This window comes from Thermomonas beijingensis (assembly GCF_020034655.1).
Taxonomy (GTDB): Bacteria; Pseudomonadota; Gammaproteobacteria; order Xanthomonadales; family Xanthomonadaceae; genus Thermomonas; species Thermomonas beijingensis.
In genome coordinates, this window is the sequence record NZ_JAIQDJ010000001.1 from 1 (window position 1) to 17234 (window position 17234).

The 17234-nt window shown below is 61.6% G+C and carries 10 protein-coding genes and 2 pseudogenes; 7 read left to right on the top strand and 5 right to left on the bottom strand.

The genetic code is table 11. From position 1 onward, the window contains the following. Nucleotides 1-110 (top strand): annotated as a pseudogene (locus K7B09_RS00005) (IS30 family transposase); the annotation flags it as partial. A gap of 259 nt (nucleotides 111-369) precedes the next feature. Here K7B09_RS00005 and K7B09_RS00010 read toward each other — a convergent pair. After that, a complete protein-coding gene (locus tag K7B09_RS00010; protein ID WP_223625211.1) occupies nucleotides 370-1380 on the bottom strand; it encodes an energy transducer TonB in 1011 nt (336 codons plus the stop codon). Nucleotides 1381-1440: 60 nt separating this feature from the next. Here K7B09_RS00010 and K7B09_RS00015 point away from each other — a divergent pair, with 60 nt between their 5' ends. Beyond that, on the top strand, nucleotides 1441-5142 hold the full coding sequence (locus tag K7B09_RS00015) for an indolepyruvate ferredoxin oxidoreductase family protein (protein WP_223625214.1): 3702 nt from the start codon (nucleotides 1441-1443) through the stop codon (nucleotides 5140-5142). Between the two features lie 115 nt (nucleotides 5143-5257). Here K7B09_RS00015 and K7B09_RS00020 read toward each other — a convergent pair whose 3' ends face one another. The 3 genes from K7B09_RS00020 to K7B09_RS00030 all read right to left on the bottom strand — a co-directional run bounded on the left by K7B09_RS00020 (nucleotide 5258) and on the right by K7B09_RS00030 (nucleotide 10039). After that, nucleotides 5258-8344, bottom strand: a complete 3087-nt coding sequence (locus tag K7B09_RS00020; protein WP_223625218.1) for a TonB-dependent receptor — start codon at nucleotides 8342-8344, stop codon at nucleotides 5258-5260. A gap of 86 nt (nucleotides 8345-8430) precedes the next feature. After that, a complete protein-coding gene (locus K7B09_RS00025) occupies nucleotides 8431-9486 on the bottom strand; it encodes a FecR family protein (protein WP_223625222.1) in 1056 nt (351 codons plus the stop codon). Further along, nucleotides 9464-10039, bottom strand: coding sequence for an RNA polymerase sigma factor (locus K7B09_RS00030; RefSeq protein ID WP_223625224.1), 576 nt, complete (start codon nucleotides 10037-10039; stop codon nucleotides 9464-9466). Before K7B09_RS00030 ends, K7B09_RS00025 begins: the two co-directional genes overlap by 23 nt. 287 nt (nucleotides 10040-10326) lie before the next feature. Between K7B09_RS00030 and K7B09_RS00035 the strand changes: the two are divergent. Both K7B09_RS00035 and K7B09_RS00040 read left to right on the top strand, forming a co-directional pair. Beyond that, nucleotides 10327-10893 (top strand): annotated as a pseudogene (locus K7B09_RS00035) (cyanophycinase); the annotation flags it as partial. Nucleotides 10894-11091: 198 nt separating this feature from the next. Next, entirely contained in the window at nucleotides 11092-12078 is a 987-nt protein-coding gene (locus tag K7B09_RS00040) for an isoaspartyl peptidase/L-asparaginase family protein (RefSeq protein ID WP_223627663.1), read from the top strand. A gap of 1 nt (nucleotide 12079) precedes the next feature. On the opposite strand, the gene K7B09_RS00045 is transcribed toward K7B09_RS00040, so the two are convergent. Then, a complete protein-coding gene (locus tag K7B09_RS00045; RefSeq protein ID WP_223625227.1) occupies nucleotides 12080-13048 on the bottom strand; it encodes a LysR family transcriptional regulator in 969 nt (322 codons plus the stop codon). A gap of 112 nt (nucleotides 13049-13160) precedes the next feature. Here K7B09_RS00045 and aceB point away from each other — a divergent pair, with 112 nt between their 5' ends. The 3 genes from aceB (at nucleotide 13161) to K7B09_RS00060 (ending at nucleotide 17234) form a co-directional block, all read left to right on the top strand. Further along, on the top strand, nucleotides 13161-14777 hold the full coding sequence (aceB, locus tag K7B09_RS00050) for a malate synthase A (RefSeq protein WP_223625230.1): 1617 nt from the start codon (nucleotides 13161-13163) through the stop codon (nucleotides 14775-14777). A 39-nt stretch (nucleotides 14778-14816) separates the two neighbouring features. Further along, nucleotides 14817-16115 carry an isocitrate lyase gene (aceA, locus tag K7B09_RS00055; RefSeq protein ID WP_223625233.1) on the top strand — a complete coding sequence of 433 codons (1299 nt, stop codon included), beginning with the start codon at nucleotides 14817-14819 and terminating at the stop codon, nucleotides 16113-16115. A gap of 96 nt (nucleotides 16116-16211) precedes the next feature. Next, nucleotides 16212-17234, top strand: coding sequence for a GGDEF domain-containing protein (locus tag K7B09_RS00060; protein WP_223625236.1), 1023 nt, complete (start codon nucleotides 16212-16214; stop codon nucleotides 17232-17234).

The window sequence follows — 17234 nt, forward strand, 5'->3', positions numbered from 1 at the left end:
GTTGGGTCGAGCAGCGCTTGTACAACCGCCCCAGAAAGATACTCGGCTTCAAAACGCCCCTCGAAGTCCTCAACGGGGAATCAATCAACACTGTTGCGAATCAGAGTTGAACTCGCCCCTGAAAACATGGGTGCTGGAGGAAAACAGAAGCTGGAATGAGCAGTATTTGTTGCAGGCCATGCTTCAACACAGCGCACGGTATGAGATGCTGTTTGCCTCTTACTATGCTTACGAGCGGTTCCCCGCGCTTGTTGTCAATGCACTGAAATACTCCCAAGGGCCATGGCTATGGCGGTAGCAGCATGTGGCTAAAGGTAAAGTGATTCCGTCTTAGGACTAGGCCATCGCCTGCCGCAGCAAGTGCGCGCATCAAGTTTTGGGGGCAGTTAGCAATTGCGCACCTTGTTGCAGCGGATACACCCCATCATCAGGTAAGGCATCGCTGGCCAATTTATCTTGGTCTTTCTTGTCAAGCCATGGAATGAGCTTGGGGGATGGGTCGGGGATATAGCTTTCCCAACCATTAGCTTTGCTCGCATGGGCTTGATGACTGCCTTGCATCAAATAGGCAACAGGAACGCGCACGCTCCAACGATCTTTCCCGGCTTCCGGTCCCGTCGTGGGTGGAATGAACGTCCAGCGCTTGGCCGCTAGAATCGAGGCTTTCGCAAACTGCTCACGCATCTCGGCCATTTGTCGATCCGTACCCAAGGTCATCAGATTGACCCGCTCTGCTTCCACATTCAGCACATGGCCATCGCGCCCTGCGCTCACGATCAAATAGACGGTGCCTTGTCCACCCACCATCATGACCCCGGTCGGGTACTTTGGGGGTGCCATTTTTTGACTGCGCACCTTATCTGTTGGTGCCATGTCCGGTGAGCTACCAAACCAAGTCCCCGCAATGCGCACACTCATCCCATTGCCGCTGGTTTCGGGTGTGGCAACCAAGCGCAGGCTCATCGGGGCCTTGGCGGTGACCGCTTTGCCATCCACCTCCACCGGCTTGAAGCGCCAATGGGTGATGTTGTTGTCGAGAAAGGTTTCTAACCCCTTCATGGCGTCATTGGGGGTCAGCGTGTACGCCTGCACCGAGCCATCCGGCGCAATCACGATATCGCCTTTCACCAACAAACTGGACTCCACCAGCTTGCGATTTTCTTTGATGCTGCCAGCAATCGCGCCCGCGCTGACACCCACAAGCAGTAGCGCAAACACCAGTCCCTTGATTTGTGTTGACATCCCCTCTTCCCCAGCGAAATACGCAGTGGCGATTGTGCCACACGACAATGCCATCACCTGAAAGTCGGGGCCGACGCTCCCTGCTAAAATACCGAGTCTTTGCTCGAACGCCTGCTTGGCGATTGTGCCGAACGCCAAGCGGGCATTTGGATACAAACGCCGCCCTGCGCGGCGTTTTCGTCGTTTCCGGAGTCCGCCATGACCAGCACCGCCGAACTGTCCTCGCCCGAATCCGCCAAGTCGTTGCTCACCCACGATGTGCTGGATACCGACTACACGCTGGAGGACAAGTACCGTCGTATCGAAGGCCGGATCTATCTGTCCGGCGTGCAGGCACTGGTGCGGTTGCCGCTGATGCAGAAGCTGCGCGATGAGCGCGCGGGCCTGGATACCGCCGGCTTTGTCAGCGGCTACCGTGGCAGCCCGCTGGGTGGCTTTGACCTGGAACTGTGGCGGGCGAAGCGACACCTGCAGGACGCGAAGGTGAAGTTCACCCCCGGTCTCAACGAGGATCTCGGCGCGACGATGGTCTGGGGCACCCAGCAGCCAGGGCTGTTCCCGGGCGCCAGGCACGACGGCGTGTTCGCCATGTGGTACGGCAAGGGCCCGGGCGTGGACCGCTGCGGCGACGTGTTCAAGCACGCCAACGCCGCCGGCACCTCCGCCCACGGCGGCGTGCTGGCGCTGGCCGCCGACGACCACGCCTGCCGCAGCTCCACGTTGCCGCACGGCAGCGAGGACGAATTCGTCAGCGCGATGATGCCGGTGCTCAACCCGGCCGGGGTGCAGGACATCCTCGACATGGGCGTGCTGGGCTGGGCGATGAGCCGCTACACCGGGCGCTGGGTGGGCTTCAAGACCATCGCCGAGACGGTGGAGTCCTCCGCCTCGGTCGATGTCGATCCGCATGCGTTGCAAATCGTGCTGCCGGGCGACGACGATTTCGAAATGCCCGTCGGCGGCCTGGGCATCCGCTGGCCGGACCCGCCGATGGAGCAGGAGATGCGCCTGCACCGCTATGCGGTGAAGGCGGCGCAGGCGTTCGCGCGCGTCAACGGCATCGACCGCATGGTGCTGGATTCGCCGAACGCGCGGCTGGGCATCGTCACCACCGGCAAGTCCTACCTCGACGTGCTGCAGGCGCTGGAATACCTGGGCCTCGACGAAGCGACCTGCCGCGACATCGGCATCCGCGTGTACAAGGTGGCGATGACCTGGCCGCTGGAACCGCAGGGCATCGAGCGCTTCGCCCGCGGGCTGGAAGACATCCTGGTGGTGGAGGAGAAGAAGGCCTTCATCGAGCGCCAGTTGAAGGAACAGTTCTACAACTGGCCGGATGCCTGGGGCGCGCGCCCGTCCATCGTCGGCAAGTACGACGAGAGCGGCGAGTGGATCCTGCCGTCCACCGGCGAACTCACCCCGGCCACGATTGCCGGCGTGATCGGCCGCCGCCTGCAGCGCTTTCATCGCAGCGAGAAGATCGACGCGGTGCTGGCATGGATGGAAAACAAGGAAGGTGAGCTGGCATTGCCGCGCGCCAACTTCCCGCGCGTGCCGCATTACTGCTCCGGCTGCCCGCACAACACATCGACCAAGGTGCCGGAAGGCAGCCGCGCACAAGGCGGCATCGGTTGCCATTACATGGTGACGTGGATGGACCGCAGCACCGACACCTTCACCCATATGGGTGGCGAAGGTGTGACGTGGGCGGGGCAGGCACCATTCACCGACACCCCGCATATCTTCCAGAACCTGGGTGATGGCACCTATTTCCACAGCGGTTCGCTGGCGATCCGCCAGTCGATTGCAGCAGGCGTCAACATCACCTACAAGATTCTCTACAACGATGCGGTGGCGATGACCGGCGGCCAGCCGGTGGACGGCACCTTGACCGTGCCGCAGATCGCCGCGCAGATGCGCGCGGAAGGCGTGCAGACCATCGCGCTGGTCAGCGATGACATCGACAAGTGGACGGATCCTTCGATCTTCCCGAATGGCGTGAGCTTCCACGACCGCCGTGATCTGGACGCCGTGCAGAAAATGCTGCGCGAGGTTCAAGGCACCAGCATCCTGATTTACGACCAAACTTGCGCCACCGAAAAACGCCGCCGTCGCAAGCGCGGCAAGTTGGTGGATCCGCCCAAGCGCGTCATGGTCAATTCGCTGGTGTGCGAAGGCTGCGGCGATTGTGGCGTGAAAAGTTTTTGCGTGTCCGTGCTACCCAAAGAAACCGAATACGGCCGCAAGCGCGCCATCAACCAAAGTGATTGCAACAAAGATTTCAGCTGCGTGGAAGGCTTCTGCCCCAGCTTCGTCACGGTGCATGGCGGCAAGGTGCGCAAGGGCAGCAAGGTCAATGCCGCTGAGCGTCTGGCCAACTTGCCGGCACCGCAGATTCGCAGTGACCTGTCGCAACCGTGGAATATCCTGATCACCGGCGTCGGTGGCACCGGCGTGGTCACGATTGGCGCGTTGCTGGGCATGGCCGGCCATCTGGAAGGCAAGGGCGCCACGGTGCTCGACCAGACCGGATTGGCGCAGAAGGGCGGTGCCGTCACCACCCATATCCGCATTGCCAAGACACCTGCGGACATTCACGCCGTGCGCATCGCCGCCGGCGAGGCCGACCTGGTGCTGGGCTGCGACATGGTGGTGGTGAACGATTATTGGGTGCTCTCCAAAATCCGCCCCGAGCGCAGCACCGTGGTGGTCAACACCTACGAAGCGATGCCCGGCACCTTCACCACCCGCCCGGACATGCAGTTCCCCGCCGCCGATATCGTCAAGGCCATCAGTACTGCGCTGAACGGGCAGGCGCCGCTGCAGATCGACGCCACCAAGATCGCCACCGCGCTGATCGGCGATGCCATCGCCGCCAATCTGTTCATCCTCGGCTATGCGTGGCAGCAGGGGTTGGTGCCGATTTCATTCGAAGCATTGATGCGCGCCATCGAGCTCAACGGCGCAGCGGTGGAGATGAACAAGACCGCGTTTGCATGGGGCCGCTTGGCGGTGGTGGATCTGCCGGCCGTGATCGACGCCGCCGGCATCGTGCGCAATGCGCCCACCGCCGCCGAAGCGAAGGCACATGTGTTGCCGGTGCTGGGTGCGACCGCCAACGATGCGGGTGAGTCGGGGCTCACCCCGTTCACTGCCGACCTGCGCGATGGCGATGCGCTGCGCCATGTGCCTGCCACCGGCGCGGGCGAAGCCGCCTTTGCGCCGTTGGACGATGCACACCTGTCGCGCTCACTGGATGAAGTCATCTCGCGTCGCGCTGCTTTCCTTGCCGACTATCAAAACGCCCGCTACGCCAAACGCTATACCGACTTCGTGGCCAAGGTGCGTGCTGCGGAGTCTGCCAAGGCACCGGGCAGCAGCGATCTGTCGGAAGCGGTGGCCCGCTACTTCTTCAAACTGATGGCATACAAGGATGAGTACGAAGTAGCGCGCCTGTACACCAGCGGTAACTTCCGCAAACACCTGGAAGCGCAGTTTGAAGGTGATTACACATTGAAGTTCCACCTAGCCCCGCCGCTGTTGGCGAAGAAGAATGCGCAAGGCCAATTGGTGAAAAAAGAATACGGCCCATGGGTGTTCACCGCGTTTGGCGTACTGGCCAAGCTGCGCAGCCTGCGTGGCACGCCGCTGGATGTGTTCGGCTACAGCGCAGAACGCCGCAGCGAGCGCGCACTGATTGGCGAGTACGAAACAACCGTCACGGGTCTGCTGGCCAGACTGGATGCCGGCAACGTGGATCTGGCGGCCGATATCGCCAGCATTCCCGAGCACATTCGCGGCTTTGGCCACGTCAAGGAAGCGCATTTGCACAAGGCAAGAACGCGCCAAGCCGAGTTGCTGAAAGCGTGGGACAACCCGTTGCGGGTGGTGCAGGTCTGATCCGAATTCAGCCTGCAGGATCAAGCTGCCGCAGAGGCTTGCACGTGGCATGCAAGCCCCCGCAACCTGGGTCAACGTCGCACCGCGCCGCATCAGCGGCCCGGTGCACTGCTCATTACTCCAGCGCTTTGCCGCCCAGCTTCCAAGTCAACTGCAGGAAGAAGCTGCGGCCAATGCTGTCGAACCACGAGGTGTCGTAGTAGGGGTAATTACCCCAGGTGGCATCCTTCGGCGGCATCTTGTCGAACAGGTTATCGACGGTCAGTGCCAGGCGCAGGTGGTCGTTGATGTCATAGCGTGCACCGGCGTTGAAGCGCCAAGTGGACTGCGTCCATGCGTCGTTGTTGTAGTTCGCCACGCGGCCCAGATAGTTGCCAAACAGGCTGGCACCCCACGCACCCCGGTCCCAAGTGACGCCAAGGTTGGACTTGGTGCGCGGCAAGGTGGTGTCGGCAAAACTGACATCCAGCATGTCTTCGGTGGGGTCACCCGGATACTGCTGGCGGGTATGCCGGCGTGTCCAGTTGTAGTTGCCGCTGAAGCGGAAATTACCGGCAGCGGCAGTCTGCAGCCGATAGTTGGCAGTGACATCGACGCCTGAAGTTTTTTCCTGCGCGATGTTGATCGGTGCAAAGTGCATGCTGACAATGTCGCCGTTGCTGTCGCGAATGGTGCGCGCGATGGCGTCTTGGCAAGTCGGCGAATTGATATCCACGCTGGCGCCGGTATCGGTCTTGCCGAGGCGGCAGTTGGCTTCAGTGATGCGCAAGAAATCGCGATCTTGCACCTGCACTTGGTTGGACACTTGAATGCTGTAGTAATCCACCGCGATATCGAAACTGGCGCTGGGCGACCAAACAAAACCAAGCGTGGCGGATTTGCTGGTTTCCACATCCAAATTGATGTTGCCGGTATAGACGTCGAAGGTGGGTACGTCATAGCCGCCGTCGTCATAGCAATCGGCATCGCTCCAACCGGCTTCCGCCGAACGGCATTGGTAGTAATCGGTAGCGTAGCGGGTGCGGTAGTAATCGTTGGTGGCAAACAGATAGTGCATGTCCGGCGCGCGGAAGCCGGTGCCGTAAGAACCGCGCACCAGCAAGCTGTCCAGTGGGCGCCATTCCAGACCGGCGCTGTAGGTGAACTTGCCCGGATTTTTACCGCCGTAGCTGTACTGGTCGTAGCGACCGGCCACGCTGGCCAGTAGTGAATTCAGCAGCGGCAAGCGCAGTTCGCCGGCCAAGCTCCAGCGGTTGCGGCTACCGCTACCGTCGCCATATTGCGGGCCGTAATAGGCATCGTTGGTCAATGCCAATGGATCGGGGTTGATGCGGTAGGTCTGCCGGCCATATTCCACGACTCCGGCAAAACCGGCATCACCGGCCGGCAGCGTGAACAGCGCAGGGGTATCGAAGGTAAAGCTCAGATTGTCATTGGCGGCCTTCGGACGGAATGTGGACATTGCCGCGATGGAGGCAAATTCCAATTGCGTGATGGGTGTGAACAGGCGTGCCGGATCCGGTGCGTAGATCGCATAGCCATCGGCGTCGTAGCCCAGGCGCGGGCCCAGGAACAATGCGTTGGCGGCAGCGGCCTTGATCCGCGGCATACCGACGTCAGCCTTGTACTGCGAATGGTTGTAAGCCGCTTCCCAGCTCCAGTTTTCACCCCAAAAACCCTTGAAGCCCGTGGTAATGGCGAAGGTTTTCTCGGTCGTGACATTCATGCGGTTTTCAAGGCCGCCGATCTCTTCCGGGGTGAACTGCCGCGACCAGATCTCGTAGTGCCCAGTGTTGGCGTTGTAGAACATCTTGTTGCGGTAGTTGTTGGTCGAGTTTGGATCGTGGAACTCCCAACCCATGTGGTCGCTGGCCACATCGTTGCCATTGGTACCGGTCAACAGCTTGACCTTCTGGTAGCCAAGCTGGAGATCGGCAAACCAGGACAGACTGTCGGAGATGCGATATTCAAACGCGCCATAGACATTGGCGCCGCGGCGTGAATTCTGGATCGTGCGATAGGCAATTGCGCGGTCACTGCCGCAATACGGTTCGCCGTAGCGGTCTGCGGCCAGTACCGTGGTGCCCTCGTTCAAGCCCGACATTGCCTTGCAGTCATCGGCTGGCGCGATGTTGACATCATCATCCCAGTCGTAAAGTTGAGCGGTCAGGCGCGGCAGACGACGGCGTGCGATCGGCGAGTCCAGGGTGGAGTCCTGGTTGCGACGTTGATAGCCCCACAGGGGGCGTTTGTCGATCAGCTCCAAGCCCACGATGCCGGTAAACGCATCGTGCTCGAAGCCGGTGGTCAGGGTCAGATTATGCGATTGGCCACCGCCGTGTTGCGTATCGCCATAGCGGTAATCAATGGTGGTGCCATCGGTGGATTTTTTGAGGATGAAGTTGATCACCCCGGCCATGGCGTCCGAGCCGTACACGGCGGAGGCACTGCCGGTCAGCACCTCGATGCGGTCAATCATGCCCAACGGGATGTTGCCGATATCGGTGAAATTGCTGCGGCTGTTGAGCGGCAGCGGGAAGTCGGCAATACGGCGACCATTGATCAGCACCAAGGTGTGGTTGGGGCCAAGCCCACGCAGATCCACCGCTTGGGCGCCCGGTGTGGATTGCGCGCCGGTAGTGTTCTGCTGGCCCTGCACGCTGCCGCTGTTCTGGCTGAGTGAGCGCAGCACTTCCGGCACGCTGGTGAAGCCGGCCGCTTTGATCTGATCGGCACTGACCACGGTGATGGGAGCCGGGCCCTCCACCTGTGCGCGCGGGATGCGCGAGCCGGTCACCTGCACCGATTGCAGATTGGTGACTGGTGCGTCAGTGGTCGCTTGTGTGGGCTTGGCCGCAGGTGCGGGCTTGGCCGCAGGCGCTGCAGGTTTGGCGGCGGCTGCCGGTACGATCAGGACCGCGCCGGAGGCATCGCGCTGGGCGCGGAAGCCGCTGTTTTTCAACAGCGCATCCAACGCCTGCGGCGAGGCGGTTTGTCCGCTCAGGCCGGCACTGCGTGCGCCCTGCAGCTGATCGGCGCGGTACACCAGTTGGGTGCCGGACTGGCGCGCATACGCATCCAGCGCCGAGGTCAAATCACCGGCGGGAATATCCAGGCGGGGGGAGGTTTGTGCCTGTGCAGCCAGCGCTGCGGTGCAAGCCAGTGACAACAACAGGGCGCGGAGCGGGCGTGATGGTTTCATGACGAACAGTTTCCCCAAGGGCACTCGACATGGTGCCGTTACATAAAGAAGGACGAACGATGATCCGAAATCCCGCCCCATCACGCTCAACGTGATGACAGGGTGATTTGTGTGGGCGTGGTGTCGGCGTGAACCGGGAACCCGGCTTCCAGCAGGCGTACAAAAGTCTCTTCGTTATCCCAGCGGAAGCTGCCGCCAATGCGCAATGCTCCGGCCTCGGCATCGGCAATTCTCAATTTGCGCGTGTTGTAGCGATTGAACTCAGCCACAGCGTCTTGCAGTGGGGTATCCCGGAACACCAGCCAGCCATCGCGCCAGCCCAGCAATTGGCCGGCATCGGCCACGCTCAGGCTGCGCACCAGCACGCTGCCATCATGCACCAGGGCGACGCTGCCGGCCGGAAGCATGGATGACGGAGAGAAATGCCCGTCGGTGCTTGGAGCATCCAGGCGCACAGTGCCTTCGGTGACCACTACGCGCAGATCGTTTTGGTCGCGGCGCACCGAGAAACGGGTACCTACGGCCACTGCACGATAACCACCCACCGCCACCGCGAACGGACGTTGTGGATCTTTGGCTACTTCGAAAATGGCTTCGCCCTGTACCAATGCAACGTCGCGATGCGTACGTGCCAATTGCACATCGATGCGGGTATTGCTGGCAAGGATTGCGTGCGATCCATCTTGCAGCGCTTGGGTGCGGATTTCGCCCACCGCACTGCGATACGACGTGGCATCCACATGGGTGTAATTGCGCCAAGCCCAACTGACCAGCACTGCGCAGCAACCAGCCAATGCGGCCATGCTGGCGACGTGGTGCAGCCGGTTGCGTGAGCGCGCCTGTCGGGTAGCGGGGCGATGCAACACGGCTTGCAACATTTGTTCACGACGACTGCTGGCAGGGGTCTGCCAGAACCCGCGCGGTGGCGGCCCAGCTTGAGTCCAACCTGCCCCCAGTGCTTGCAAGCGGCCAGCTTGTTGCCAGTGCGCCTGCAGCCGGAGCAATGCCACGCGATGCCGGGTATCGGCTGTCAGCCACACATCCAGTGCCTGCGCGTCTGCGGCAGACCATTGCGCGCTGTCACGTTGCGCCAACCAATCCGCAGCGCGGGCCTCGATGTCAGTCTGCGTGGTGCTGAACATCGTCGGAGTTCACGGTGTGGGCAAAAAGCGGGTGAGTGCCAGCTTCCGCAGACAGTGCATCGGCGAGCAGGCGCATCCCCTTGGCAATGTGTTTTTCCACGGTCTTCTCGCTGATTCCAAGACGCTTTGCGACTTCCTTCTGCGGCAGCTCCTCTACCCGGCGCAACCAAACTACTTCGCGGCAACGGTCGGGCAGCTGATCAAAGGCAGTCGCCAATCGATGCAACGATTGGCGGCCGCCACACCAGCGTTCTGGTGACACGTCTTCTATCAGGACGTGCGAAGGGTCGAAATCACCCATCGGCTCGATCGAGACCACCTTGTTGCGGCGCAGGCGGTCGGTCATCAGGTGGCGGGCACTGGTGAACAAGAATGCTTTGGGCTGGGTTGGCAGTCCTTTTGCCGCCGCTTCATACACCCGTGCATACAGCTCTTGGCGTAAATCAGGAACCTCGTCCGGGTGCGACCAATGCCGATGCAGATAGCGCAGCAGGGCCGTCTCGTGGATCAAGATTTGGTTGACGAACCAGTGGTCAAGAGGTGCTTGTGTCATTCCGGCACGATAGCGGATTGCGCGCCCAGTGGGCGGGGGGAAATACCTGTACCTTCGTCTACTAGGGTATTGCCAATATCAAGAGGGGTGTGACGATGAAGCGATTTGCCGGCTGCGCGATGTTTCTGACAGCCTTGCTGGTGCTGCTGCCCGCGTCCCCATTGCGAGCGGCCAATGTCGATCATTACGTGATCGGGAATGTCAATGCCAAGACCCCCGGCAAGGTGCAGCCAGGCCTGCTGCTGATGGGCGGCGGTGATCGCAATTTTGACGCCATGCATTGGTTCATGAACAAAGCCGGCAATGGCCATATCGTGATTTTGCGGGCATCGTTGGGCGGCCAGATCGGCGAAGAATTCTTCAACAAGGTCGGCGGGATTCAATCGGCGGAAACCTTCGTTTTCAAGGATCGCGAGGCCGCCAGTGATCCCAAGATCATCGCCGCAATCCGGCACGCCGATGGCATCTTCATCGCCGGTGGTGACCAGGCGCGGTATGTGCGTTATTGGCGCGGCACGCCGTTGGCCAAAGCGCTGAACGATCATGTGAAAGCCGGCAAGCCGCTGGGCGGTACCAGTGCCGGTTTGGCGATTCAAGGGGAATACCTGTATGGCGCAATGGACGGCGGCAGTATCACCAGCCCGCGCGCGCTGGCCGACCCGCTGGGGGACAGCAACACGATTGAAACCGGCTTTCTCAATTTTTCTTTGCTGGAAGGCGTGATTACCGACACCCATTTCAGCGAGCGCGCGCGGCTGGGCCGGCTGGTGGCGTTTTTGGCCAAGAGTGAAGAACTTGCCGGCCGCCCGCTGATCGGTTTGGGCGTGGACGAACGCGCCGCAGTGGCGGTGGAGGGCGATGGCACCGCGCGCGTGTACGCCACCGCACGCGGGGCGGGCGTGACCGTGGTGCATGGTGGGTTTAACCGCAAACAGGCCGAAGAACACGCGATGCGCTTGGATCGCCTATGGGCGGTGGGTGCGGATTCGGGCTCAGTCTTGCATCTGCCGACAGGTGAAGTAGAAAAGCCCGCGTTTGCGCGCAACTACGCGGTGCGGGATGGCGTGCTGGTGGCATTGGATACCCCCACGCTGGTGATTCACGGCGGTGCCGGTGTGGAGCCGGGTGATTTGACCCCACAAGAGGAAGACGACGCCCGCAAGGCGATGGAAACCGCACTGCGTGTGGGTTACGCCAAATTGCAGGGTGGCAGCTCGTCGGTAGATGCGGTGACTGCCGCGATCACCGTGATGGAAGACGCCCCGCAATTCAATGCCGGGCGGGGTGCGGTATTCACCCACGATGGGCGCAATGAACTGGACACATCCATCATGGATGGCAGCAGCGGCATGGCTGGGGCTGCGGCAGGTCTGCATCGGGTCAAAAATCCGATCACGCTGGCGCGCGCGATCATGGAGAAATCCAAACACGTGATGATGGTCGGCGATGGTGCCGAAATCTTCGCCAAAGAACAGGGCATCACCTTGGTGGATCCGGCGTATTTCCGCACCGAAAAGCGTTGGAAGGCATTACAAGATGCGTTGAAAGAGGAAGCCAAAGCGCAGGCCTCCAATACTCCGCTGGTGCTGCCGGGCAAGGCGTACTTTGGGACCGTGGGTGCGCTGGCACTGGATGCCAAGGGCAATCTGGCGGCCGGCACATCCACCGGCGGTATGACCAACAAACGCTACGGGCGCGTGGGGGATTCCCCGATCATTGGCGCGGGTACCTGGGCCGATCCCGGCTGCGCAGTCTCCAGTACGGGTTGGGGTGAGTTTTATATCCGTGCGGCTGCAGCCCATGAGATCTGTGCCCGCGTGCGTTTGGCCGGCGAGCCACTGCCCAAAGCGGCCAACGATGTGATCAACAAAGACATCCCCAAAGCCGGTGGCGACGGTGGCGCGATTGCACTGGCCGCCGACGGGGTAATGACGTTCCCGTTCAACACCGGCGGCATGTATCGCGGCTGGATCGGCAGCGACGGCGTGCCGCATGTGGCGATCTACAAAACCGATAGCTTGCCGATGCCGGGGCAATGAACTACCGCTCCGAATGCCCGCCCTCGTCGTGGGCACGCGGGGCCAGCAGTTCGGGTTGGATCAATTCGACGAAGGCCCGCGCTTGCGGGCTCAAGAACTTGCCTTTGCGCATTACGATGCCGTAGCTGCGTGAGGGAAACCAGCGCGCCAGTGAACGCGTGGCTAGCCGCTGACGGTCGGCTTCGGTCAGGCAAATCGCGGTCACGATACTGATGCCAAGCCCCATCGCCACGTATTGCTTGATGACCTCCCAGCCGCCGACTTCCAGTGCCACCGTATAGGGCACCCGGTTTTGCTGGAACACCAGGTCCACCAGCCGATAGGTGGTCAAGCGTTTGGGCGGCAAGATCAGGCCGTATGGCGATAAATCTTCCAGCCTCAAATCACGCTTGCCGGCCAGCGGGTGGTCCAGCGGCATGATCAGCATCGGCTCAAACCGATACACCGGCGAATAGCTGAGGTCAGCCGGCACATCCAGCATCGAGCCCACCGCCAAGTCCACGCCGTCACTGCGCAGCAAGTCCAGCCCGCTGGCACCGGTCACATTGTGCAGGGAAAGCCGCACATCGGGGTGGCGTTCACGGAACGCCTCCACGATCCCGGGCAGCAAATACAGGATGGTGGAGCTACCGGCGGCCACATTCAATTCACCGGCATCCAGCCCACGTACCTGCTCACGGAAGCTGGCGGCCAGCCCGTCCAGCCCTTCCACCAGTGGGCGCGCCATGGCGTACAGCAGATCGCCTTCGCGGGTGGGGGTGAGCCTTCGCCCGCTGCGCTCAAGCAAACGCACCCCCAGTTCGCGCTCCAGCGCCTGCAATTGCAGGGTGACAGCCGGTTGGCTGAGGAAAAGTGCTTCCGCTGCGCGTGAAATCGAGCCCAGGCGCGCCACCTGACAGAACGCCCGCAGTGGCTTCAGGCGGGAGCCTTTGTAAGCAAAACGCAGGGCTGTAGCGGGTATTTTGGGCATTTATTCTAAACATGTATTTATTTTTCTTATATATATTATTGATAAATCTGGTTTGTCAAATACAACACGCTGACGGATGGTTGGCTTCCCCACAGGAATTCCGGAGAAGTCGATGTCCGCAGTGCTGCAAGCGCGCCCGGGGCAGGGCGTTGTCATCACCCATCACCTGCCAGGGCAGGAGCGCCTGTTGCCGGCCGCCGCGTTGGAGTTTCTGGCTGACCTGCACCGCCGTTTCGAAGGTGAACGGCAAGCCCGCCTGAGCGCCCGCCGCGCTCGCCAGCAGGCGTTTGATGCCGGTGCGTTGCCGGATTTCCGCGCCGATACCGCGCACATTCGCCAAGGCGACTGGACGGTGGCGCCGACACCGGCCGCCTTGTTGGATCGCCGCGTGGAAATCACCGGGCCGGTGGACCCGAAGATGGTGATCAATGCATTGAACTCGGGCGCCAATTGCTACATGGCCGACTTCGAGGATTCCACCGCGCCCACTTGGAGCAACCTGCTGACCGGGCAGCAAGCGCTGCGCACGGCGATTGCCGGGGCACTGGTGTTCGAGGCTGGCGGCAAGCGCTACGAATTGCGCCCGGAGCGCGAACAGGCGGTGCTGCTGGTGCGCCCACGCGGTTGGCACCTGGATGAAAAGCACGTGCTGGTGGATGGCGCGCGGATCGCCGCAGCGTTGTTCGATGCCGGCCTGTTTTGCTACCACAACGCACATGTGTTGGCCGGCAAGGCGCGTGGCCCGTATTTCTACCTGCCCAAGTTGCAGTCGATGGAAGAGGCCGCGTTGTGGGAGCAGGTGCTGGCCGCCATCGAGGCCGCGCTGGGCCTGCCGCATGGGCAGATCAAAGTGACCGTGCTGATTGAAACCCTGCCGGCCGCGTTCGAGATGGACGAAATCCTGCACGCGCTGAAAGACCGCATCGTGGGGTTGAACTGCGGACGCTGGGACTACATTTTTTCCTACATCAAAACCTTCCGTCGGCACTCCGATAAAGTGCTGCCCGAGCGCGGCCAGGTGACGATGGCGCAGCCGTTCTTGCGCGCCTATTCCGAATTGTTGATCCAGACCTGCCACCGTCGCGGTGCGCATGCGATGGGCGGAATGGCCGCACAAATCCCGATCAGTGGCGATGCCGATGCCAATACCGCCGCACTGGCACGCGTGCGCGCCGACAAATTGCGCGAGGTGACTGCCGGCCACGATGGCACCTGGGTGGCACACCCGGCCCTGATCCCGCTGGCACGTGAAGTGTTCGACGCGCGTATGCCCGGCCCGCATCAGCGCCAAGTGGCGCGTGCCGATGTCAGCGTGTCACGCGACGACTTGATCACGCCTTCGCGCGGCACCATCAGCCGGCAGGGCTTTGAAAACAATGTCGAAGTCTGCGTGCGTTATCTGGCCGCATGGTTGGCCGGCAATGGCTGCGTGCCGATCCACCACTTGATGGAAGACGCCGCTACCGCCGAAATCGCCCGCACCCAGTTGTGGCAATGGCTGCATTTTGCGGATGGCGGCAGCGAGCCGCTGTCGCTGGACGATGGCACCCCGGTCGATTTCGTGCTGCTGGAGCGTGCCTTGATTGGCCTGCCGGCGCGGTTGGCCGCACAACCCAACTTGCCCGGTGCCGGCCACGTCAGTGAAGCCATCGGCATGCTCGACCGCCTCACCCACGCCGAGGAGCTGGCCGAGTTCCTCACCCTGCCTGCGTACGAACGCATCGATTGACCCACGCCCACCCATCTGCCAATCCCACGAGGCTTTCCCATGAAATACCACCTGCCAACCGCCGAACAACTGAAGCTGGACTGGGCCAACAACCCGCGCTGGGCCGGCATCACCCGCAGCTACTCCGCCGAAGACGTGGTGCGCCTGCGCGGCACCATCCCGGTGGAGCATTCGATTGCTCGCCACGGTGCCGAAAAATTGTGGAAGTCACTGCAGCACGAAGATTTCGTCAACGCACTGGGCGCACTGACCGGCAACCAGGCCATGCAGCAGGTCAAGGCCGGCCTGAAGGCGATTTATCTGTCGGGCTGGCAAGTGGCCGCCGATGCCAATGGGGCGGGCGAAATGTACCCCGACCAGTCGCTGTACCCGGCCAACTCGGTGCCGCAGGTGGTCAAGCGCATCAACAACACCTTGCTGCGTGCGGATCAGCTCAGCCATGCCGAAGGTGACAATTCCATCGACTATCTGCAGCCGATCGTGGCCGATGCCGAAGCCGGTTTCGGCGGCGTGCTCAATGCATTCGAGCTGATGAAGGCAATGATCGAAGCCGGTGCCGCCGGGGTGCATTTTGAAGACCAGTTGGCCTCGGTGAAGAAGTGCGGGCACATGGGCGGCAAGGTGCTGGTGCCCACCCGCGAGGCGGTGGAAAAACTGACCGCCGCACGTCTGGCTGCCGACGTGATGGGCGTGCCGACCTTGATCGTGGCGCGCACCGACGCCGAGGCCGCGGATCTGCTGACCTCCGACATTGACCCCAACGACCGCCCGTTCTGCACCGGCGAGCGCACCGTGGAGGGTTTCTACAAAACCCAAAATGGCTTGCAGCAGGCGATCAGCCGTGGCCTGGCCTACGCACCGTATGCCGATCTGGTGTGGTGCGAAACCGGCAAGCCGGATCTGGAATTTGCGCGCAAGTTTGCCGAAGCCATCCACGCCAAGTTCCCCGGCAAGTTGCTGGCCTACAACTGCTCGCCGTCCTTCAATTGGAAGAAGAATCTGGACGACGCCACGATTGCCAAGTTCCAGAAAGAAATCGCAGCGTATGGCTACAAGTTCCAGTTCATCACCTTGGCCGGCTTCCACGCGCTCAACTATGGCATGTTCGATCTGGCGCACGGCTATGCGCGCCGGCAGATGAGCGCCTTCGTCGAGCTGCAGGAAAAGGAATTTGCCGCAGCCGAACGTGGCTTCACTGCGGTCAAGCACCAGCGTGAAGTGGGCACCGGGTACTTTGATGCCATCACCCAAACCATCCAGGGCGGGCAAAGCTCGACGGTGGCACTGAAAGGCAGCACCGAAGAGGAGCAATTCCAGCCGACGCGTGCCGCAGCGTAAGCGGGCCTGCCCGCCAGTCAAGCCATTGGCGGGCACTTGCCACATGCGTGCGCATGCAGTGCTATCCTCCCCATTCAGTGCCAACAGGCCGGGGCTATGAGCGCACGTGTAGTCGTGCCACTGGAAAGTGCAGCAGGACGGCTGGAGGAATTTTCTCCGGCCGCTTCGGTGCTGGACGATGCCGAATACGCTCTATTCTCCCAAGTTGCACGCACCCGTAAATGCGCGGCTGGCGAAGTGCTGTTCCGGCGTGGCGATCACGGCTCCGATATGTATGTCATTGCCAGCGGTGCAGTCGAGCTGGATTTTGGCGATGACCTGGTGCGCAAGCCGCTGGGGATGGGTGAGTTTTTTGGCGAGCTGGGCTTGCTGATGGGCGACCACGCCCGCAGCGCCAATGCCACGATGACCCAACCCGGTGTTTTGTTGGAGCTGGGGCGTGAAACATTCGACCGCCTGACCGACCGCGACCCCAAGCAGCTGGCCAAATTCCTGCGGCGCACGATCATGCGCGTGGTGTGCAACGAGCAGGCCCTGATCGGCCGTCTGCGCCGGCGCAATCTGGAATTGCAAAACACGTTGGATGTGCTGCGCACCACCGCATTGCAATTGGATCAATCCGAAATCCTGATCCGTACCGATGAATTGACTGGGCTGACCAACCGCCGCGGCTTTGTTGCGCACGTGGAACAGGCCCGGCTGGCGGGCAAGCTGCCCGATAGTGTCCTGATCCTGGTCGATTGCGATCGTTTCAAAGAAATCAACGATGGCCACGGCCACTTGGCCGGCGACCGTGTGCTGCAAAGCGTGTCGAATTTGTTGCGCGCGGTCTGCGGTCAGGACGATATCGCCTGCCGCTTGGGTGGTGACGAATTCTGTCTATTGATCCACGGGCACAACCGCGACGGAGCCGAGCGCATCGCCGGTTACATCGTCGAAAGTGCGCGTATCCTGCAACGGATGCATCAACGTCCGCCACAAATGACCACGCTCAGCATCGGTGCCTGTGTGGTGGCGGCGGATGCCGAAATCGCATGGGAGCACTGGTACAAACAAGCCGACCTTGCGCTGTATCGCGCCAAGCACCAGGGTGGTAATCGCGTCGAGTGGCAGGATTGA